Genomic DNA, 21,563 nt, shown 5'->3' with positions numbered 1-21,563 from the left:
ATTGTTGTATATATAACCGCAAACTTTAAATAAACCACTGATGAATGCATTGTTGCCAATATTAAAAACTTCAGATTACCGTAAAGACGAAAAATTACAGTTTAAAGAGTTCTTATTCAATGACGCAATAGCACCTGTTGTTGCTTATGGTAAAGATAGCGGCAACGCTATGGTTTATGAAGGTGCAGCTAATGAATCAGAGTTGTACGCTAGGTTTCCAGCTATTAAAAAAGAAGCCCTTGCGAATCTTAAGGCAATTGATGTTCCATATCAAATTACAGAGGCAGAAGGTACAAACGTGCTGTTTGCCGAAGGTCATGAATATGCCAGCGAAAAGATTTTAGATAAAGCGTATATGATTAAAATTGCAGCTGATTTAAAGTGCGATACGCTAATGGTGGGTATTCCTTTTAAAGGTGTGCTGATGGCGATTGATTCTAATTCAGAGATGCGTTTAAAGCTACCGGTTATTGTAAAGCAGTATTTTGATAATCCGCAGCAAGATCCTATTTCAGATAAGGTATTTCTGGTTCAAAATGGGGAAGTGGTCGCCATGGGAGGCGAGAAATTACCAGAAAATGAATCGGAGGATAATTTTGTGATATCTGAGAATAAGGCGCAAAACTATGGTATTGAACTAAAAAGTAAGAATATAGATGAACTGGTTACTGATATAAATACATCGTTTAAGCAGGTTATGCTCATGATTTTACAACGTAAATCGTTTGGTGGTGAAATCACTTTTAAATTGAGTAGTGCTATTCCTTTAAATGATACGCTGACAGATAAATGTAATTCTATTATTGAGCAGATTGAGAAGAACGAAATGCTACAAACAATTTCTCAGGCATTGGCATCTAGTAAAGTACAATTTAAGTTTCTGCATGATGGTAATCTAATAGCGCCAACTACAGCACCTAAAACCGTGCAATCGGACTCAATACAGAAATCTATACCAGTAGCATCTAAATTAGAACAGGAAACTACAAAAGTCATTACAGATACGAGTGAGAAAATAAAATCGGTTGCTGAAAATAAACAGAAACCGGCAACAGCCAAGAAATCTAAACCATGGTGGAAGTTTTGGGCAAGCGAAGAACAAGACACTCCAGAAATGATTAAAGCTGCAGAAGACAAAGCAAAACTAGAGGAGCTTAAATCCGGAACTCAAAAAGAGTTTAATAAATCGGATCATAATAAGTTTATGCCGAAATAACCTAAGTTTTTGAATGTTGACAATTGCGATGAAATTTGTAGGTAATAGTGGGGTCTTAAAAAGTCTATTTTACATAATATAAATTATAGTACAGATTGGTATGTTTAGATTTGAAACCAACCACATAGCTGTAGGCTATAATTACATTATGTAAAATATCCCTTAAGCTCATAGCTTTTAAGAGAATTACTAACAGGGTCATAAACTTGTTTAATTTACGTAGCTTCAATATTTGAATATAGAATAAACTTTTCAGAAAATTTCAAATTCTCAGAACCCCAGCGACAACCTCGTAGCTGTATCTATAATTTGCCGTTATGTAAAATAGCCGCTGCCAAACACTCGATTGCTTTTTAAATTCCAAAATGCTGAAAAACGCATTTTAAATTTAAGCACAATTTGCCACCGCTTGCCAACGCCATTTAAAAGCTAGCCTTTTAGGTTTGTTTAAAATTTAAGTATTCGAAGAAATATGTGCAAGATTTTTTTCTACAGCATTCTCGTCAGATTGTCGCAACAGCTTAAATTTTCTCTGCGAGCAAAATTCTTAGCCCTTGCTAACCTCACGTCTTGTTTGAAGCTTTTCTTTAGGTACTTATAATATTATGTAAAATAGGACATAAATTTTAGAGATTAAGTATCTCTGAAATTTTGGGCCAGCCGTAGCGTTGGCATTGACTAGCACGGCGTTGATTGAAGTTTCTTTTCTTTTTTTCTTGATAAAAAAAGAAACAAAATCAAGGCAAACAGATAATTTTGGAAACAATGTACGGCTCAGGCGCTATATTCTAGAAAGCATTGTAAACCTTAAGACCGCTTTGAACTACTTAAAACATTATACTGGGCTACAAGCCTTATTAACAGCCCTCTAGAATATGGTCGCTCCCCTCGCCTATTGTTTTGCCAAAATTCTCTTAGGCCCTAACGTTTACTTCAAAAACTAACATTTTAAGAAACTACGTTTGAATAGAAAATTATTCAGATTTACCATTATATTTTTCGTCTAAAACCGGTTTAAACCACTGCGCGGGTCCTTTATCGCGACTTGAAATTGCTATATGAGCAAATTCGGAATTTTGGCTAGCCCCATGCCAATGTTTTATGTTGGGCAGGCATTTTATGGTTTCGCCTTGGCGAAGCACACGTTTACTTTTTCCTTCTTCTTGGTAATAGCCTTCACCTTTGATAACAATGAGAATTTGTCCCGCAGGATGCGAATGCCAGTTAGTACGTGCGCCAGATTCAAAAGTGACCAAGCCGGCATACATGGTATTTAAACTATCTGGTGTAGCCAACATATTTAGCCACGCGGTGCCCGTAAAATTTTCATTGATGATTTTTTCACCTTTTGAAAATAAGGCAGCATCCTTGTGAATTTCTTTTGTTTCATTACAACCAATCAACAGGGCTAAAATAAAAAATATACTATATAGGGGATTAATTTTCATCTCTTCACTATTATTATTTTCGATTATCAAGTACTTCTTTAAGTACAATTTTTGCTGCTGTTGCGTTCTCGGTCGTCGTAGTTCCTTCTAGTACTTTGGTGAACTGAAGCAATTGTTCTTGTTGCCAACCAACGTTTAACGAAAGATTTAAATGGCTTTTTAACATGGGCTCTAAGGTTCCCAAACTTGCAATTACCGATATGGTTACCAATTCACGCTGTTTATGGCTAAGCACATCGCGCTCAAAAATATCGGCAAATAAATGTTCTTTTAAGAATCGGTCCACCTCTGGTGAGAATTCTTGATATGCAGGCTTTGGTCCGTCTAAAGACCTACCTACCAAGCTTTCTAAAATTTTCTTGCCTATATCATATTTGTCTTGTGTTTCGGAAATCGGAGATGCTTCCACTCCTCTTTCATCTATTATTCCTTTGCTTTTTCGGTCATCCAAAACTCCCAAAAAAGTTTGCAACCCACGTATACTTCTTGGAAAACCGGCATAGGCATACAAATGCACCAAAACCTCTTTGATTTCGTTGATTGTAAGTCCGTTGTTCAAGCCTTCGTTTAGAGCATCCCTCAGGTTTACCAACTTGCCCTGTGCCGTATAACTAGCAATTAAAATGATACCCTTTTCTTGTTCTGATAAACGAACCGTAGCTACTTCAGTATTTTGAGCGTTCAATTGATATCCAAGAACAATAAATAAACACATTATAAGTCTCATTTTCATACTTTTATGTTTCTTTTATTCCCTAACCATCTGTTTTACAAAAGAGAGGTTTAGCAGTTTCCAGCTCCCCCCTATTTTTTGGTATTCTTCGGTCACTACAAACGGGTTGGTCACTTCGTTACCGCCTACTTCTGCCACCAGGGTAATGGTGTTAAGAAGTATCGCAGTATCACCTGTTACAGCTACAGTAGCATCTTTAACAATCGCTTCTTTATACCATATACCGCCACTTTTAATAATTCCCAATTCACGCTCGGTGCCCCAATATCCGCCCATATGTACATATTGGGCATTTTCATGAAATAGTTGGCCCAGTTTTTCGGTGTCCTTATCTGCCATCCATTGCCATTTGTTTTTCGAGAGCTCTTTAATTTCCTGCTCAACCAAGGTTTGTGAGAAGGTTAGCCCAATGCTGAATACAGAAAGAAGTGCAATTAAAATTATTTTGGTGTTCATCGTTTTTGATTTTTATGTTATTAATGTTCTATTTTGTGTGTATCGCGCACACTGCTAAAGGTTAAATCAAGCAGCTTCCAATCATTAGCTTCTTTTTTATAGACTTCGGTTACTGTAAATTCATTAGAAACATCGTTGCCACGAACGTGGGCAGTTAAGGTGATTCTATTCCAGAGTACAGCGGTATCGTCTCCAAATACTTCCACAGCAACATCATGAACCGCTGCGTTTTTATACCAAATGCTGCCCGATTCAATAATTTCAAGTTCCCTGTCCTTTTTCCAAGAACCGCTCATATGTACAAATTTGGATTTGTCGTGGAAAAGCACAGCCAATTTATCAACATCCTTGTCTGCCATCCATTGCCATTTGTATTTTGATAATTTTAAAAGCTCTTTTTTAATAGTATCTGTATTTTTTAAGGAATCATATTCCGTTTCATTCTCGTGTACGGTATCTACTAGTTTATCTTTCGGGATAATGGACTCCTGTGCAATTGAAAAAGTAGTTCCTATGAGGGCTAAAATAAGGGTGATTCTCTTTATATTTTTCATAATATTTAGTGTTAGCTATGCTTTAAATTATTTAATTCAATTCTTTTTCTTTAAGCCAGTCATACATTAAATCGGCTATTTGTTGATTGTTTAAATCGGACATGGGGAAGTGTGTATTGCCTTTAATGCCAATTTCAGGTAATACTACTAAGCTTACATCTCCTCCGGCATCATTAACTGCTTTGGTCCACTTCTTTGCCATACGAAGTGCAGCACGCCATTGATCTTGACCAGGATTTTCGACTTCAGTTTCAGGAATGTAATCCCCATAATAGATTACAATGGGGATTTTGGTCAGTTTTTTAAATTCTTCCGCCGGAATACCTTTGGCACTTAATGTTCCGCCCACATAAGCGATAGGGTCTGGAATGTCATTGTCAGGAAAAATAAAATTACTACCAGGTTCGTAAGCTACAATAGCTTTTATGCGGTCATTCTTTAGAGCGGTACTCCAACCTTGTCCGCCACTGTGGGAATGGGTAACAAGTATTCCTTCACCAATTTTTTCAAACAATGCGGTAACAGCGTCAATATTGAGATTGATACTTAAAGGTCCCGTATCTGGAGTACTGCGACGGAAAAATTGATTTAGAGCTTCGGGATCCTTCGAAAACTGAATGTCTGGATAAAAATTAACTCCCTCTCCCATTCTAAATATACCGAACCATAGTTGATCCTCGGTTCTTGCCTCAATTGTTTTTGGTGCTGAACTTTGTCCTGCCAGTCCCCTTCTGGGCTGATCTAATAAATATACAGGGAAACGTTTTTTTAGAAAAATACTTTGAAAGCCTTCTCTACCATCTGGGGTGCTTTGCCATGTACGCATAGACTGACCGTAACCATGCCAAAATACTAATGGGAGATTACGTGGTTCTGTAGGAATTTGATATAAAACCGAAGCATGGTCCCCGTGAAGCGTTTGTCCCACATTACTTTGATTTGAAGGATTGAATGCTCCGTGAGCAATAGGGTCAAATTCCCCTGGGCTTTTCTTAACCGTACCGCCAACGGCAAAAGTACCCTGTTGTTGAATAGAGATAACATCATTAGACTTTATAGGTTTTTGAGTTACCTGTTTGCTTTGTTCGGTACAGCCAATAAGAAGTAATGTGCTTCCAAGTACAAATAGATAGTTTAGCTTTATCATGATTTACTTTTTTTTGGGGAATCTTTAATCGATACTTTATATTTTTCTCTTCAAATTCCTAGCTTTTCCTGATGATGGAAAGCTATAATTCAACAACACGCTCCATGTAAAATCGTCATCGGGCAAGATTTGTGTGCTGATTCCTTTGTTTACCACCGCTGTTAAAGAAAAGGGACAATTTCTTTTCGCCAAGGTCAAAAATGCAGAAGTATAATAACCGGTTAATTTGTCTGAAGTAAGATAGTAAACTTGTGGCGTAAAATTCATAAATACAGTTTTTGAAAGGGGTATTTGTGTAAAGGAAGCATTTACTACCAAGAAATTGGTCTCTTTTACACCTTCATCTAGACCACGCCCATATAAATAATATATACCTACGCTAAATCGCTCTGTTATTTTATAATTGGGTACCACTTCTGCGCCTATATATCTTCTTGATTCTAACAGTTCCTCATTCTGCCCATTGCGAATTACATTGACCGTTCTAAAATTGAGTCCAGGGTGTGCGCCTACTCTAAGCGAGAACTTTTCTTTTTCAATTGCCTTATAGCGTAACCAAAACAACATGGTCCATGGTTTGCCTTCTAGTGAAAAGCGCATATCGGGTTCAAAACTTAGCTTTCCCTTGGTAAACTTTAAATCGAACAACAAAGCAGGGTCACCTAAAGAAAAAGAAGGAACCAATGATACGCCATTATGGGTAATACTTGCAGTAGCCCTAAAATCATCTAGAAATTTAGGGTGATTTTCAGAACCACTTTCTTGTGCGTACATGGTTGATAACAAAAGGGACACTACTAACGTAACTACTTTATTCATAAGGGGTTAATTTCTTTCAGAACAAAATTAGGATAAGAAAGAAGGCTGAGTAATACCCAAATAACGGATGTTTATACCATAATTACAGATTTTAAGATCAGGGTTTGACTACATGGTAGTCAATAGGTTATCTTTATTTTAAATTCAATTGGTCGTGAAGAATATTTTAGAGATAAAAACCATTGCAGATTACTTTAAACTGCGAAATTGTGAAGTGCTACATCCGTTGGTGGGTATTGTAGATTTTGACAACGTAAGTAAAAGCGGATACACCAATATGCCTTACGACGGTTTTCATTATAGTTGCTATGCCATCTTCCTAAAAGATGCTGTTGGGTGTAAATTGATGTATGGCGGGAATGCTTATGATTATGATGAAGGGACATTGGTCTTTATGGCACCTAACCAAACCATTGAATTTGGCGGGTTCGCCCCAGATTATGTTCCCAAAGGCTATGCATTACTCTTTCACCCAGACCTACTATTGGGCACTAATTTGGCTAAAAAGATTCAGGAGTTTAATTTCTTTACCTATTCTAGTAATGAAGCTTTGCATTTATCGGCTAAAGAACGAAAAGTGATTTTAAGTTTGTTGGAAAAAATTCAGTTTGAATTGGAGCAGCCGATAGACAAACACAGCAAGAAACTAATCGTAACCAATATAGAGTTGTTTTTAGATTACTGCCTACGATTTTATGACCGCCAATTTATTACCCGCGAAGTTGTCAATAAAGGCGCTTTAGAAAAGTTTGATACGCTATTGAGGGATTATTTTTTATCAGATAAACCTAAAACTAACGGCTTACCCTCTGTTGGCTATTTCGCAGGCCAATTACATCTGTCCTCAAATTACTTTGGTGATTTGGTCAAAAAGCAAACTGGAATATCTGCCCAAGAATATATACAGATAAAACTTATTGATGTGGGCAAAGAAAAAATCTTTGACCCTAACAAATCTGTAAGTGAAATAGCATATGAATTGGGTTTTAAATATCCACAGCATTTTAGTCGTCTATTCAAACAAAAGGTAGGGCATTCGCCTAAAGAATTTAGGGCCTCTATTAATTAATTGAGGTTAAAATCATTCCACACACATTGCTTTCCCTCCTGCCGTCGGTCAGTTAATAAGTGTTCCATTATCTTTCGAGAAGAAAGCTTTTAGAAAGAAAAAAATGGAGAGAATGTAACAACTTTCGCTTTTAATCAAAGCTCAAGTTACATAACGCAAGACATTATAGAACATTTATAGTAGTTTCGTGTATAGCGCATTCCGCGCTATTTGACATAGTTGCGTTATAAGCCCTGCAAGTGGATTATAACAAAGCAATTATGACAAAACGAAACTACGGTATGTTCAACTGTATTCTATTTAAGGCAGCCACATCAACACGCAGATTCTTAAAATTCATCCTCAGGATAAATTTTATTCGCTCATATTTTAAAAAAGCAATTTACCAACGCTTGGCCAGCGCCAAAAAAAAAGCTAACCTTTTAGATTCTTTTAAAATTCTCGTATTCGATAAAATTTACGTCATATTTTTTTCTAGAGCATTATCGTCAGCTTGCCGCACGTCAGTATTTTGGAAGGTCTGGAAGACCTTTTGAAATATGAGCGAGTTGGCGCACTGGAAAAGCAAGGTAATTTCTGAGCACTTGCTACCTCTTGTCTTTGTTTGAAGCTTTTCTTTAGGTGTCCCTAATATTATGTCAAATACGGCATAAATTCTGAAGATTAAGAATCTTTAGGATTTTGAGCGAGCTGTAGCGTTGGCATTAAGTTCTTCGATGTTTAAGTCCAACGCTACGGCTGGCTCACAAAATAAAATCCTCCTCAGGAGAATTCTATTTTATGCCCTCTTTTTTTCTTGATACGGCAAAGTATACTTTGAACGAGTTGCTGCGGAGGCTTGGTTCTTTGATGAAACATATTACTTGAATTGCAGCTACATCAACTCGCCGAAAAATAAATGCTTCTTTGGTTGCACTTATTTTCTCGCATCTAAAATATGGCCGCTCCCCTCACCTATTGTTTGACCAAAATTCTCATAGATCGTTTCAAATTTAATATTAAAACTCCGGCAAAACCACTTCCGTTAATTTAGATATAGCCTCACTTACGGGAGTTTCAGACTTTCTCAGGTTTATTGCCATATGATTGACACCGACGTTTTCATAAGCTTTTAAATATTCGGTAAGATGATTGATACCTACCGTACCACCAAATCGTTGTGGTTTAAATGTTGCAGTGTCGTCTTTAGATAAGTTTAAATGTATAGCCGTGATATAAGGCTTTGCTGCTTGGTCTTCGTCATACAAAGCATTACACCAGTATTTTCTATTTTCTAAAGTGTCGGCAACTGGTCTTGGGTAATTAAACCAAGCTTGTGCGTTTTTTGCTATCCAATTAATACTTTGTCCGGAATGACCGGCTACGACTAGCGGAATGTCTTTTTTCGGTTTAGGATAGACTTCAATACCGCTGCTTAAAAAATCGTATTTAGATTTTAAATTACTGTTTGTTTTCCAAGCTTCTTTAATGATATCTAGATTTTGTCTAAAGATTTCAGGTCTTTTTTTATAGTCGATATTGTACATTGGGAACTCCACGGGTCTATCGCCCAATCCCAAACCCAACAAAAGTCTGCCATCACTTAAATTTTCTATGGTAGCAGCAGCTTTGGCTAATTTTATAGGCTGTTGTAATGGTAATACTATAGCTGCCGTACCCAATAAAACGTTTTTGGTAGCTGCAGCTAAATAGCCCAAGTAAGGTAGAGTATCAAACAATTGCCCACCATCACCAAAATTTGGGTCGTACACAGGAACATCTCGCATCCATAAAGCTGCGAACCCTGCTTCATCAATTTGCTTTGCCAATGCTAAATGATTAGAAATGTCTGGCACACCAAAAGGTCTGTTATCTTCCAAGCGTTTTCGGTTACCTTCGGTTGACCAATCGTTATCTAAAGGAAACTCTATACCCAGTGTCATTTTACCTGGCTTGTATAGTTTATCAAATGGATTCATAGTGTGTGTTTTTAAATTCATCAGGTATCAGTTAAGACACCTGATGAATAGTGTGATTAAGCATTCCAGATACTATCTGCAGTGTAGGGTCCGTTTTCAACTTCCCAAAATTTACCATCTATAAAGCGGTGTCCCTTATCTAAATCCTTCAGTAACGTCATATCTTCTTCTGTAAGCGTATGGTTTAAAGTCTCTAAATTCTGAAGCAATCTCGCTTCATTAATAGATTTAGGAATTACCGCAATGCCTCGTTGCATAGTATATGCCAATGCAACTTGTGCAGGCGACATGTGTCTTGCATTGGCTATATTTTTTATCGTATCATTTTCCAACAAACGTAGCGTGCTATTGTCATCTACAAGCGAACCTAAAGGTGCGTATGCAGTTATATGCATATCAAAATGAGAGCATAATGCTTTTAATTCTTTCTGTTGTAAAAACGGATGCATTTCTACTTGATTCATCTCTGGTTGATGCACTGCAGTCGCCATTATTTCTTTCAACTGATTTTCATTGAAATTACTCACGCCAATATGTTTTGCAAGTCCTTGCTCTAAAGCAGCTTCCATCCCTTTCCAAGTATTGGTTAATGGTACTTCTGAAAGTGGAATAAAATCGGATGCTTTTTCTGGCATTTCGGATCCTTTTTTAAGAGCGACAGGCCAGTGGATAAGATACAGGTCTAGATACTCTAGTTGTAAATTTTCTAAAGTCTGGTGCAGCGCTGGAATCACATTTTCCTCCCCGTGAGAAGCATTCCATAATTTGGACGTTACCCATAAATCTTTTCTAGTAACCAAACCTTGTTTAAATGCTTCGGCAATGGCATTACCTACTTCTTTCTCGTTACCGTAAGCAGCAGCACAATCTATATGTCTGTATCCCATTTTTATTGCGGAAAGTACTGCATTGTACACTTCATTAGGTTCAGATCTAAAAGTTCCTAAGCCTAAAATTGGCATTTCGTCGTTATTTCTAAATTTTAATGTAGTCATCATTATATATTTATATTTTTTCTTTTTTGAATAAAACTAAGGTCAACAAGAATCCTACGATTACTAGTATTCCACCAACCCAAGGCGTCGCTTCAATTCCTAAGCTGGATTCTACAACCATTCCGCCTACATAAGCACCAATGGCAATTCCAACATTAAACGCTGCGATGTTTAAGGCAGATGCTACGTCTTCTGTTCCTGGTAAGTATTTTTCCGCCATTTTAACGACATATAATTGTAATGCAGGTACGTTTGAAAACGCTAGGATTCCCATAAAAAACAAGGTTACGATGGCAAAAATCTGACTAGAAGCCGTGAAGTATAACACAAACAACACAATGGCTTGTAACGCAAACATTACCAATAAGGCTTTTCCTGGTTTGTTGTTAGAGACTTTACCACCTATGATATTTCCTATAGCAATGGCGATACCATAAATTAAAAGGAATACACTGGTCATATTTGAAGAGAAACCGGTTACTTCTTCCAACAAAGGAGTTAAATAGGTAAAGGTTACAAACGTACCACCATAACCAAATGCGGTAATGGCTAACACCAATAAAATAGACGGATTCTTAATCACCTTTAATTGGTCTATAAGTCTTAATGGAGCCGATTGTTTGATGTTTTTAGGCACCAAAGCTAAACTAGCTATTGCACCTACTAATCCTAAAAGGGCTACACCTATAAAAGTAGCTCTCCATCCAAAATTCTGACCAATGTATGTTCCTAAAGGCACACCAGTTACAATAGCCACGGTAAGACCCGCAAACATTATAGAAATAGCAGTTGCCCTTCTATCTTTTGGTACCAAACTGGCTGCGATTGTAGAACCGATAGAGAAAAATACACCGTGTGCAAAACCTGTTACCACTCTTGATAATAGCAACAACTCAAAACTTGGTGAGATTGCTGCTAATCCGTTACCAACAATGAAAAGCAACATAATTCCCATTAATAATTGTTTTCTAGGAATTTTACCTGTTAAGGCAGTTAATATGGGTGCACCAATGGCGACACCAATGGCGTACAGACTAACTAATAATCCTGCTGATGTTAATGATGTACCTAAGTCACTTGCAACGGTAGATAATAAACCTACAATTACAAATTCCGTTGTTCCTATGGCAAATGCACTTATGGTCAATGCCCATAATGCTGCTGGTAGACTTTTCTTTTTGGCTACCGTAGTATCTTTATGTATTGTTGATGTTTCCATAATTTCTAATCGTTTTTTGTTATTTTTATTTAATAGCAACAGGATTTATTTGTACTTGTGTAGACCCTTCATATAATGGATGACCTAATACAAAAAGGAATTCCCAAGCTTTATCTTCTACCAACTCATCTACAAGAATGTTTTCCAAAACTTGTACACCGTACTCGATTGCCATCATTTGATTTACAGGAAAAGAAAGTTCGCTGTTTTCGTGTGGTACAGCCTCAAAAGACCAGTTATCTGCACCTGCTGCTACAATTCCTTTTTTACCTAAATAATGCGCAGCTTCAACACCAATTCCAGGTCCACCAGCTAAATAGCGTTTATCATCTTTACCCATTAATTTTGTCCATCCCGTGTAGAACAATACCACATCACCTTTACGAATTTCAACACCTTGTTTTTTAGATACTTTTTCAATGTCTTCAACTGTAAAAACAGTGCCTTCTTTTACAATATCTTGATTGTAATATGAGCGCATATCTAGCACAACACCTCTAGTTACAATTGGAGGTAATTTTTCTAGACCTAATTTTTTCACACCAGATACGGTTAAAAAATCTTCTACTTTATGACCGTTATAATGCACATTGTCTCTACCATAATGTGCCAATCCGTTTATTTGAGACCCAACACCTGTCCAACCAATTAATTGATCATCTACGTAAGTGAATTTGTTAGAACCTGCAGCAGCAGTTTCTGGTTGTAACGTTTCAATGTGAAAGTATCTGTGACGGAAAGCTGCAGTTTGTGCATTTACCACCATTCCTAAGCGATATACTTTTCCTTTTTTAACCAATTTTACCGCATCCAAAACTGTTTCTTCATTCAAAAGGTTTAGTGCGCCAATTTCATCGTCAGCACCATAAGGTGACGTTGGTACTTGTTGCGCGTTTGTAGTTAAAGCAGTGAAAAGTGTAGCTGCTAAGGCAATTGTTTTAAATGTATTTACTATTGTTTTCATTTTAATATGTTTTTAAATTTCTTATACAAATTTCCGATTAATGCAAGGGGTGTGCGAGGATGTACATCACCATTTTAAAGTGATGTATGTCACATTTAATAATGCTCATACATCACTTGGTTTTTTTAGAGATACTTACTCTTCAATCTTCATCTTTAACACCAAGTAAGGCGGTTTACTGGCATCTTTTCCTTCATTTAATAAAGGAAGGTTGTGAAGTTGATTTGCTACTATATATAAGTAGTTACCGTGTATGGCAACACCATCAGGCCAAGACAGGTCTTTTTTGGATTGCGCAATGGTTTTCATTCCAGCAGGCGTACTTTCTACAATGGCTGAATTTTCAACATCGGTTACATACACTTTTCCGTTTGCACCCACTTTAAATCCGTCAGATTTTGGTTTGTTGGCATAAAACTCGATGTGCTTATTCAGTTCGCTATCTTGCTTACTTTCATCAGCTAAAACAGCAGAAGGTATGCGGTGAATTTTGGTATTCCCCATTGCACCATAGTAGATGTAATTGTTTTTGTCATCTATAGAAATTGGATTTAATGGATATCTTGGTTGAATGGTAGTACCGTCTTTTCTTTTGTGGGATACTAATCTACCGTGAATTTTTACTGGTTCATCAGCAGGTAAAAATGAAGCATTCCCTTCCAAAACACGTCTTATATAACCTGTTTCTAAGTTAATAACGACAAAAGCTGGTGCAATTGGCGGATTTAAAGCATCGGTCATATCTGCAATGACAGCAGTGTTGTTTTTAACATCGATTACAAAATCCTGTAAAAAAGGTTTTGTTGATAATACCGTATTCGGGATAGGAAAAACTTTTGTTACATTACCGGTAACCAAATCAAACCCAACTAATTTTGGAGCTTGATTTTGTTTTACATTACCCATATCCAATACCCAAAGGATACCGTTAGCATCAGCTTGAATTCCGATAGTTGAATTGATACCTTTTAAACTTCCGTTTTGTGGTTTTACAATCCACTCTTTATCTCCAAAAGGAATAGCTTCTCCATTAGGTAAAATTTCTTTCACCATATATTTTGAAGCACTTAAGGCACTCATTGTTACAAATATTCTTCCGTCGTTAGAGACGGTTATATTTCCTGGTCGTGATTCTGGAAATGTAGCTATCGTTTCTAATTGTGCTTGTGCTGATAGTGTAAAATTCATTACAAGTGCGAACAAGACTGTTTTTATAATTGTTACTGTTTTCATCGTTATTGTTTTTAAAATTGAATTGATTTAATTAGTTGCCCAAAAACTTCTTTTGGGTTGATGGGTCTACCCAGATAACATCGCTTGGGTCTCTGGCTATTGCGTCAAAAACGAGTACGTCTAACGGACCTTCCAAAATTTTTCCGTTACCGTGTGCTGTGCCTTTTCCCCAAAAAAGTAAGTCGCCTTTTCCTGCAACAACAGGACCTTTATCGGCAACATAAAATTCTGCTTTACCATTTAAAATGTAGAGGTAAGCATCAGATTTTGCGTGGTAGTGCATAGGCACTTCGTCATACAACCTAAAGATTCTTACACCTGCGTGTTCACGGTCTATTAATCTGATGTCTTTGATGATGCCGTTGTGACTTTTAGGAAGTAGCGTTACGTATTCATCAATATTGATAATACCATAAGCGTTACCCATTAACGGTCTTTTGTTTTCTTGCGCATAGGTGTTAAAACCTATAGCAAATACTGTAAATAATAGAAAAAGTGTTCTTGTAGTTTTCATAGTACATTGTATTTAATTGTTCGATACAAAATTCTATGAAAACCAAGGGGTGTGCGAGGACATACATCACGGATTTTTTGTGATGTATATCAATTTTGAAAAGTGATTTAGGTCACTTTTAGCTGTTAAAACGACTTAAAGTCTCTCTGGATACGCCTAAATAAGAAGCGATTAATTTTTTAGGAACGCGTTGTATTAATTTTGGAAGTTTATTTAATAGGTATTCGTACCTACTTTCTGCGGTCATTGTAAGCAAAGACAAGATTCTTTGCTGTAAATTGATATAACCGTGGTTGGATTTAATTCTGAAGAAATTGGCAACGGCAGGGACTTCAAAACAAATCTTTTCCCTGTTCTCTAAAGACAAACAGAAGAACTCAGAATCTTCAAGGCAGTCCACAAAAATAGTCCCAGGTTCTTGATGTTGAAAAGCACAATGGTCGCTCACCCAATAGTCTTCCATAGCAAATTGAAGAATGTGTTCTTTACCTTTTTCGTCTATGGAGTACGCTTTTACCAAACCTTTAATAATCCAATATTCAAAGTCTACAGGTTGCCCTACTTGTATTAAAAATTGGTGTTTTTTAAGACTTTTAAATTCAAAGTGCGATTGTATAAAGTTCCACTCCTCATCAGTTAAAGAAACGATTTCCTCAAAATGTTGTCTTAGTAACTGTAACTTGTCTTCCATAAAGCAAAAGTACTTTTCTTTATTTAAACTATTATTTATTGTTGCATTTTATATTAAATAGACAACCAGTTAAAGAGAATAAATTTACTTTACACAGTCATTAAAATTACATTAGCATTCCACACACGCACACATATTGCTCTCCCTCCTATTGTCGGCTCGGATAATAAGTGTTTATTAATTGCTTGTTTATCATTTTTTAAAGGTATTCATGAATCTCAAAGCGAAATTGCTCTTCGATTTCATTACCTTTTTAGAAGAAAGTTTTTAGAAAGAAAAAAATAAAAGAAGATTGAAAAAATAACTTCGCTTTAGCCAAAGCTCAAGTTACTTAACGCAAGTACATTATAGAACAAAAACTGATTATTGCTTTTTTATGAGAGAAGTCCATTAAAAAGCAATAATTAATATGTTTTATTTCTTTTTCATTGGAGGTAAATCGAAAGCTGTTGCTTCGTGTTCAAAATGATTTCTGTGAGAACCATCGCAAAAAGGTTTGTTATTAGAAAGTCCACAGCGACATATGCCTAATACTGTTCTACCTTGCAAGTTATATGAATTACCTTGGCTATCTACAACTTCAAAATCTCCTTCTACTTTTACAGACCCATTACTATTTATGGTTAGTTTTGTTTTGCTCATACTATTAAATTCTTTTATTTGATTTTGGTAAAAATAGGAATATAGATTTAATTTTTATCGTGAATAATTAAGAGTTATGAATTTTAAAATAAGATGTAATAACAAGTGTTTATTCAATACATCTCGTCGGTTGTCAACTATTATTTTATTACGATTTTAAATTCTACCCTATCTTTTTCATTTTCTGATAATCTCAACACATAAACCCCTGAATTAAGAATATCCGATACATTTATTCTAAGCGTACTATTTTCAATATATTGTGTTGTTTGCATAACTACTTTACCTGAAACGTCTGTTATTAAAATGGTAACCACACCCTCGGCATTGAATCCTGATACCGATATCCAATCAGTAACTGGATTTGGAAATAAACGTAATTCATTAAACTGGAAGGTAACCATCTCAATTCCTTGACAATCTGAAGTTCCTTTTATTTCAAAAGTATTCTGCCCGCTCTTTAACGGTAGTTCAATACTATTTAAACCTGTATTTGAAAATTCGAAAACTAAAATTTCAGTATCGGTCTTTACTTGGTATGACTTGCTTCCGGTAACATTTACGTGGCCTAAAGCAGCACCTTGGTCTATTTTCTTGTTTGTAATACCTATAGCCTCTAATTCTGGAATTATTACATTGAATTCAGGAGCGTTGATTTCCACATCTGAACCTTCAAAATTAACTACAAACTGTCCGGATGGTAAGTTTGGGAAAACATACGAGCTTTTTTGTGGAACATCAATAGCTATTTCATTAATACCATTACCTGAGAGTGTAGCAATTAAATCATATTCGCTATCATTGGTAATGGTTATGCTTCCGTTTGAAGTGCCTGGACAAGTAGGCGAATTTAGAAGTATACTAATATCATTCGATGCTAGGTCAACCGGCGTACTAATCAATTCACTGATTATAACGGTTCTAACTACTTCAATTGCAGCATTTTCAACACTATCTTTTACGTTGTATGTAATGCTATAGGTACCCGCAACATTCATATTTAAATACGTCATATCTACCATTACGAGGTCGGTTATATCACCGTCCACATCATCGGTTGCCAAATAACCGTCTTCTACAAATGGTTCACCTACATAAAGTACTAATGGATTATCGCCATTTAAAACAATTATGGGCTTAATGGTATCCATAGGTACGGCAATTACATTAATGGTTCTACTAACTTCATCTGCAGCATTACCGGATTCATCGGCAACATTATAAGTAATTTCATATGTACCAGCTAGACCTAGGTTTACATTTTGCATACCTACAATGACATTATCGGTTAGACTACCGTCAACCAAATCGGTTGCAGAATAACCAGGCTCGAAGTACGTGTCTCCTTCGTTTATTTCAATGGGGTCGTCGCCTTTTAATACAATAATCGGTTTTTCGGTATCAGGTATAGAGATACATGTAAAAATCTGAGCGTTATCTTGGCTATCTGCACCACCAATGGCGGCACTCCCAGAAATGGCTACCGACGAACCAAACCAATCTTCGCCAGTATTACCCTCGGCTACAAGGTTATAGGACTCTTTCCATATTCCATCAGCTTCCTTTTGAAAAATATAGGCGGAATTTTTAGTCAAACCATATACATCGTTGGTTCCTACCATGACTACATCTCCAAAAACAGCTACGGAATATCCGAAATAGTCATACCTGTTGCCATTGCTAGCGGTTAACTTCTGTATTTCGTTCCAGTTACCGGTAGGACTCTTTTCGAATATATAGGCCGATCCATTTCCATCGTTCAAATAAGAATTATTTGTCCCGACTATGGCAACATTATCGAAAATGGATACGGACCTGCCAAAGTAATCTACCCTAGCATTGTCGCCAGGCGTCAGTTTTTTAGTATGCATCCAAATGCCATCTACATCTTTTTCAAATATATAAGCGGCACCGTTAGCGGCGTTATTCTCATTTTCGCTGTATTTGCCCACAATGGCCTTATTGCCAGAAACCGATACGGCGTAGCCAAACATATCTAAAGTTCCACCGTCGAAAGCGGTAAGCTTTGCGGTTTCTATCCAAGAGCCATTAAATTCCATTTCGAAGATATAGGCCGACCCACTTGATAAGCCCTTTTCATTATCTCCCGTTGCACCAATGATAGCAACTTCACCAGAAATAGCAACGGAAAAACCAAAACGATAATAGGATTCATCATTGTTAGGTAATAGTTTCTGAATTTCGACCCAAAGCCCATTGGCATCTTTTTTAAATATATAGGCAGCACCACTACCGGTACCATTATCACCCGCGTTAGAGGAACCTATTATAGCTATATTGCCAGAGATGGCCACAGAAATACCAAAATCATTATATGGACTGGAGTCGCTAGCCTCGAGCTTTTGAATTTCTACCCAATTGTTATTTGCGTCTTTTTCAAATACATAGGCTGCGCTGTTTCCATTGGCTCCCACAATGGCCGTATTACCCGATATGGCAACAGATCCACCAAAATAATCCCTTATCATGGCATCGCTGGGGCTAATGCTTTGATTGTTTGTACAAACCGTAATATCGATGACAGTAATAGTAACGTTTTGAACGGCAAATAATCCTTCACTATCCGTTACCGTTACTTGAGCATTGTAAACGTTATTGCCATCATTATCCAAAGGGTTATCGATATCCGGAATTGTAATAAATGAAAACTCACCGTTTTGGTCGTTTAAATTGAAAAAGGAATTATCCGCTCCTGAGTTGTCATCCATTGTAAAACTATAGACCAAACCATTACCTTCTGAATCGTTATCATCTGTAGCGGTAACCTTAAAACCAACATTGGTACCATTTACATCAAAATCAAAAGAATCCGTAGAAGATAAGACCGGGGCACGATTAGACGGTGTAACGCTAATTTCAATTTCTTGCGTTGCTGTTAAACCTGCATTGTCTGTTACCGTTACTTGAACGTTGTACGTATTATCTGCATCATTATCCAGAGGTTCACTATAATCTGGCGGGGCAATGAAAGAAAGCTCACCAGTATCCGCTACCAGTGTAAAGAGGTCATTGTCTATACCTCCATTGTTAAAAGTAGAAAGGTTATAGACTAAACCATTACCCTCTGTGTCTTTATAGTGTGATGCATTGATATCTAATACAATAGCTGTTATGTTTTCGATAATGGTTACAGTTGTATTTGCTTCTAATCTTGGAGCTTGATTTGAAAGTGTGCCACCAAAAAAATAAGCAGCACCGGTATGAGCGCCGTATTCATCGTCATTTCGTGCGCCTACTACGGCCACGTCCCCAGATATGGAAACCGAACCGCCAAAACTATCATAACCTGCATTAGGTCTAGAGTCGAGTATTTGTATTTCTAACCAAGTTCCATTTGTATCTTTTTCAAATAAATAAGCGGAACCCCTACCTACTCCATTCTCATCTGAGCCTACCACTACCCTATTACCGGAAATGGATACTGATTGACCAAACCAGTTATTTGAAGCTGCATCGCTAGCCGTCAGTTTTTCTTGTTCTTCCCAATTACCATCTGTATTTTTTTCAAATATATAGGCAGACCCACTACCGTCTCCGTCATCATTATTGCCAGGGGTACCTACTATAATGGTATTTGCAGAAATAGCTACCGAAGAACCAAATCTATCGCTGAAAGAAGCATCACTGGGAACTATTTTTTGTGTTTCCGAAAAATAACCATCTGTACCTTTTTCAAAAATATACGCAGCCCCGCTATTATTACCATTACTTCCATTACGTGCGGCACCAATTACAATTTGGTCTTCTGATATGGAGACCGAGCCTCCAAAATCATCACCTAAGGCTGCATCGCTAGCGGTAAATACTTGGAGCTGAACCCAATTACCATCCACACCTTTTTCAAATACATATGCCTTATCTATTAAATTTGCGTCCGTATGGTGTGTACCTACGACTATATAATTTTGGGATATACCGACCGAGGTTCCAAAATTACTATTTGTAGCACCATTATCAACCAGTAATTTTTGTGATTCTAACCAAATGCCATTTGCGTTTCTCTCATAAACATAGGCAGAACCACTGCTATCTCCATTATCATCATTACCAATAGCACCTACAACAGCAGTATTCCCAGAAATGGCAACAGCACTACCAAAATAATCATACGTATTGCTGTCACTTGCCGTTAGTTTTTGAGCCTCAAGCCAATTGCCATTGGTATCTTTTTCATATAGATATGCTGCGCCGCTTTCTATGCCAAAATCATCATGGCCATTAGCGCCAATTATAGCAAAATCATTTGAAATGGCAACAGAATTGCCAAACCAACTACCGGATAAATAATCATTTGCCGATACCCTTTGTACATTACCCCAAATGGTTTCATTAACATCGGTTACCTGCACGGTATAATTTCTATAGGCATAGAATCCGCCACTATCTGTTACCGTTACCTGAATTTCATATTGATTATCCTTATTACCGTCAAGAGGATTTTCAAAATCTGGGCTGTTTATAAATGAGAATATACCCGTATCTTCCGTTAAATTAAACAAGGCATTATCTAAACCATAGCCGTATTTGGTGGTAAAGGTGTAGCGCAGTCCGTTTCCTTCGGTATCCGTGTCGTCCGTGGCGTTTATATCCCTTAGGAAATCATCACTGTTTTCCGCTACATTTAAAGTTCCATAGGCAGTTTGTTGCGGTTTTTGATTTGTTGTCGGGGTGTAATTATAAAAGTACGCCGCACCACTGTTCTGACCGTTTATGTTTTTAAAAGACGAACCTATTAACGCATCATCTCCAGAAATAGCTACGGCTCCCCCAAACTTATCGCCCACAGCAGCATTACTAGCGTTAATTTTTTGAATATTATCCCACAGACCGTTCGCTGATTTACGTAACATATAGGCAGAGCCACTTTCTGGCGATTCTTCATCATCTAACAAAGCACCAACTATAGCTACATTACCCGAAACAGCTACTGCATTTCCCAGTTGACCATTTCTATAGTCATGCAGTTTATCGACTTCAATCCAATCTGTAACTGCTTCTTTTTCAAATATATAAACATCGTTAACGGCACCAACTATTGCAACATTTGATGAAATGGCAACGGAATTGCCAAATCTATTATATCTACTACTATTACTTGCAAAGAGTTTTTGTGTTTGAATCCATGTATTTGCATTTTTTTCAAAAATATAGGCAGAGCCACTGTCTCGACCTCTTTCATCATCTGAGAATGCGCCTATTATCGCCCTATCATTTGATACGGATACCGAGATCCCAAAGCCATATCCATAAATAGCATCTTCAGGAACAACTTTTACGACTTCGGACCAAGTACCATCAATACTTTTTTCAAATATATAAGCAGCTCCCGTTGAACCATTATCCCTAGAAGCCCCTACTACAATTGTGTTATTCGATATAGCTATGGAGTTACCAAAAGTGTTACCACGGGGTGCATCACTAGCAATTAGTTTTTGTAATTCTGTCCATGAGCCATCAACCGACTTTTCAAAGATGTATACAGCTGGGTTACCAGGTGCCCCTATGATGGCAATATTCCCATTTATTGCGACAGATTCACCAAAGCGGTGGTATTCATCTGCATCACTAGGTGAAAGTATTTGCATTTCATTCCAAGTACCGTCAATAGCCTTTTCATAAATATAAGCTGCTCCGCTGCCAGTTCCGTTCTCATCATTACTTTTTGAGCCGATTACAGCATAATTTCCAGATACTGCCACGGCATCTCCAAAGAAATCACCTTCTGCATTATTGCTGGCTATTAGTCGTTGCTCATTGCTCCATTGGGCATTTAGATTGCCTACGCCCACTAGGAGTAGAATTATGCAAATTAGTTTTAACTTCATAGTTGTTTGCTGTATGTTCTTGAAAACAAATAGTATCAAAAATATATTTGCTCAAATTT

Annotated in this window: 17 protein-coding genes; 2 read left to right on the top strand and 15 right to left on the bottom strand. The window is 37.1% G+C overall.

Going from position 1 to position 21,563, the window contains the following annotated elements; genetic code table 11:
* Nucleotides 1-40 precede the first annotated feature (40 nt).
* Nucleotides 41-1,216, top strand: a complete 1,176-nt coding sequence (locus tag BUC31_RS12185; protein ID WP_073244553.1) for a hypothetical protein — start codon at nt 41-43, stop codon at nt 1,214-1,216.
* A gap of 974 nt (nt 1,217-2,190) precedes the next feature.
* On the opposite strand, the gene BUC31_RS12180 is transcribed toward BUC31_RS12185, so the two are convergent.
* Genes BUC31_RS12180 through BUC31_RS12155 form a run of 6 tightly spaced genes read right to left on the bottom strand, consistent with a single transcriptional unit; the run spans nt 2,191 to nt 6,373 of the window.
* Entirely contained in the window at nt 2,191-2,664 is a 474-nt protein-coding gene (locus BUC31_RS12180; RefSeq protein WP_073245936.1) for a cupin domain-containing protein, read from the bottom strand.
* 13 nt (nt 2,665-2,677) lie between these two features.
* Nucleotides 2,678-3,397, bottom strand: a complete 720-nt coding sequence (locus tag BUC31_RS12175; RefSeq protein WP_073244551.1) for a carboxymuconolactone decarboxylase family protein — start codon at nt 3,395-3,397, stop codon at nt 2,678-2,680.
* A 15-nt stretch (nt 3,398-3,412) separates the two neighbouring features.
* Nucleotides 3,413-3,853: a nuclear transport factor 2 family protein gene (locus tag BUC31_RS12170; protein WP_073244549.1), complete on the bottom strand. Its 441-nt coding sequence runs from the start codon at nt 3,851-3,853 to the stop codon at nt 3,413-3,415.
* Nucleotides 3,854-3,873: 20 nt separating this feature from the next.
* Nucleotides 3,874-4,407, bottom strand: a complete 534-nt coding sequence (locus BUC31_RS12165) for a nuclear transport factor 2 family protein (RefSeq protein ID WP_084135034.1) — start codon at nt 4,405-4,407, stop codon at nt 3,874-3,876.
* A 31-nt stretch (nt 4,408-4,438) separates the two neighbouring features.
* Nucleotides 4,439-5,554: an alpha/beta hydrolase gene (locus BUC31_RS12160; RefSeq protein WP_073244547.1), complete on the bottom strand. Its 1,116-nt coding sequence runs from the start codon at nt 5,552-5,554 to the stop codon at nt 4,439-4,441.
* A 36-nt stretch (nt 5,555-5,590) separates the two neighbouring features.
* Nucleotides 5,591-6,373, bottom strand: coding sequence for a hypothetical protein (locus BUC31_RS12155; protein WP_073244545.1), 783 nt, complete (start codon nt 6,371-6,373; stop codon nt 5,591-5,593).
* A gap of 154 nt (nt 6,374-6,527) precedes the next feature.
* Between BUC31_RS12155 and BUC31_RS12150 the strand changes: the two genes are divergently transcribed.
* On the top strand, nt 6,528-7,442 hold the full coding sequence (locus tag BUC31_RS12150) for a helix-turn-helix domain-containing protein (protein ID WP_073244543.1): 915 nt from the start codon (nt 6,528-6,530) through the stop codon (nt 7,440-7,442).
* 998 nt (nt 7,443-8,440) lie between these two features.
* On the opposite strand, the gene BUC31_RS12145 is transcribed toward BUC31_RS12150, so the two are convergent.
* The 9 genes from BUC31_RS12145 to BUC31_RS20125 all read right to left on the bottom strand — a co-directional run bounded on the left by BUC31_RS12145 (nt 8,441) and on the right by BUC31_RS20125 (nt 21,504).
* On the bottom strand, nt 8,441-9,400 hold the full coding sequence (locus BUC31_RS12145; protein WP_073244541.1) for a TIGR03571 family LLM class oxidoreductase: 960 nt from the start codon (nt 9,398-9,400) through the stop codon (nt 8,441-8,443).
* Between the two features lie 56 nt (nt 9,401-9,456).
* Nucleotides 9,457-10,398 carry an aldo/keto reductase gene (locus tag BUC31_RS12140; RefSeq protein WP_317614955.1) on the bottom strand — a complete coding sequence of 314 codons (942 nt, stop codon included), beginning with the start codon at nt 10,396-10,398 and terminating at the stop codon, nt 9,457-9,459.
* Between the two features lie 7 nt (nt 10,399-10,405).
* Nucleotides 10,406-11,614, bottom strand: a complete 1,209-nt coding sequence (locus BUC31_RS12135) for an MFS transporter (protein ID WP_073245932.1) — start codon at nt 11,612-11,614, stop codon at nt 10,406-10,408.
* A 25-nt stretch (nt 11,615-11,639) separates the two neighbouring features.
* The gene (locus tag BUC31_RS12130; protein ID WP_073244537.1) at nt 11,640-12,578 is read right to left on the bottom strand and encodes a cyclase family protein; all 939 of its coding nucleotides are present in this window, start codon (nt 12,576-12,578) and stop codon (nt 11,640-11,642) included.
* Nucleotides 12,579-12,713: 135 nt separating this feature from the next.
* A complete protein-coding gene (locus tag BUC31_RS12125; protein WP_084135032.1) occupies nt 12,714-13,811 on the bottom strand; it encodes an L-dopachrome tautomerase-related protein in 1,098 nt (365 codons plus the stop codon).
* A gap of 31 nt (nt 13,812-13,842) precedes the next feature.
* Nucleotides 13,843-14,325 (bottom strand): cupin domain-containing protein, encoded by a 483-nt coding sequence (locus BUC31_RS12120; protein WP_084135031.1) that lies wholly within the window; start codon nt 14,323-14,325, stop codon nt 13,843-13,845.
* 118 nt (nt 14,326-14,443) lie between these two features.
* Nucleotides 14,444-15,016 (bottom strand): Crp/Fnr family transcriptional regulator, encoded by a 573-nt coding sequence (locus tag BUC31_RS12115; RefSeq protein ID WP_073244535.1) that lies wholly within the window; start codon nt 15,014-15,016, stop codon nt 14,444-14,446.
* Between the two features lie 414 nt (nt 15,017-15,430).
* A complete protein-coding gene (locus tag BUC31_RS12110; RefSeq protein WP_073244533.1) occupies nt 15,431-15,658 on the bottom strand; it encodes a CDGSH iron-sulfur domain-containing protein in 228 nt (75 codons plus the stop codon).
* Nucleotides 15,659-15,798: 140 nt separating this feature from the next.
* Nucleotides 15,799-21,504, bottom strand: a complete 5,706-nt coding sequence (locus BUC31_RS20125) for an immunoglobulin-like domain-containing protein (protein WP_139251963.1) — start codon at nt 21,502-21,504, stop codon at nt 15,799-15,801.
* Between the last annotated feature and the right edge of the window lie 59 nt (nt 21,505-21,563).

The organism is Maribacter aquivivus (assembly GCF_900142175.1).
In the GTDB taxonomy this organism is placed as follows: Bacteria; Bacteroidota; Bacteroidia; order Flavobacteriales; family Flavobacteriaceae; genus Maribacter; species Maribacter aquivivus.
Note: the sequence above shows the minus strand (reverse complement) of the source record. Positions and strands in the feature narration are given on the sequence as shown.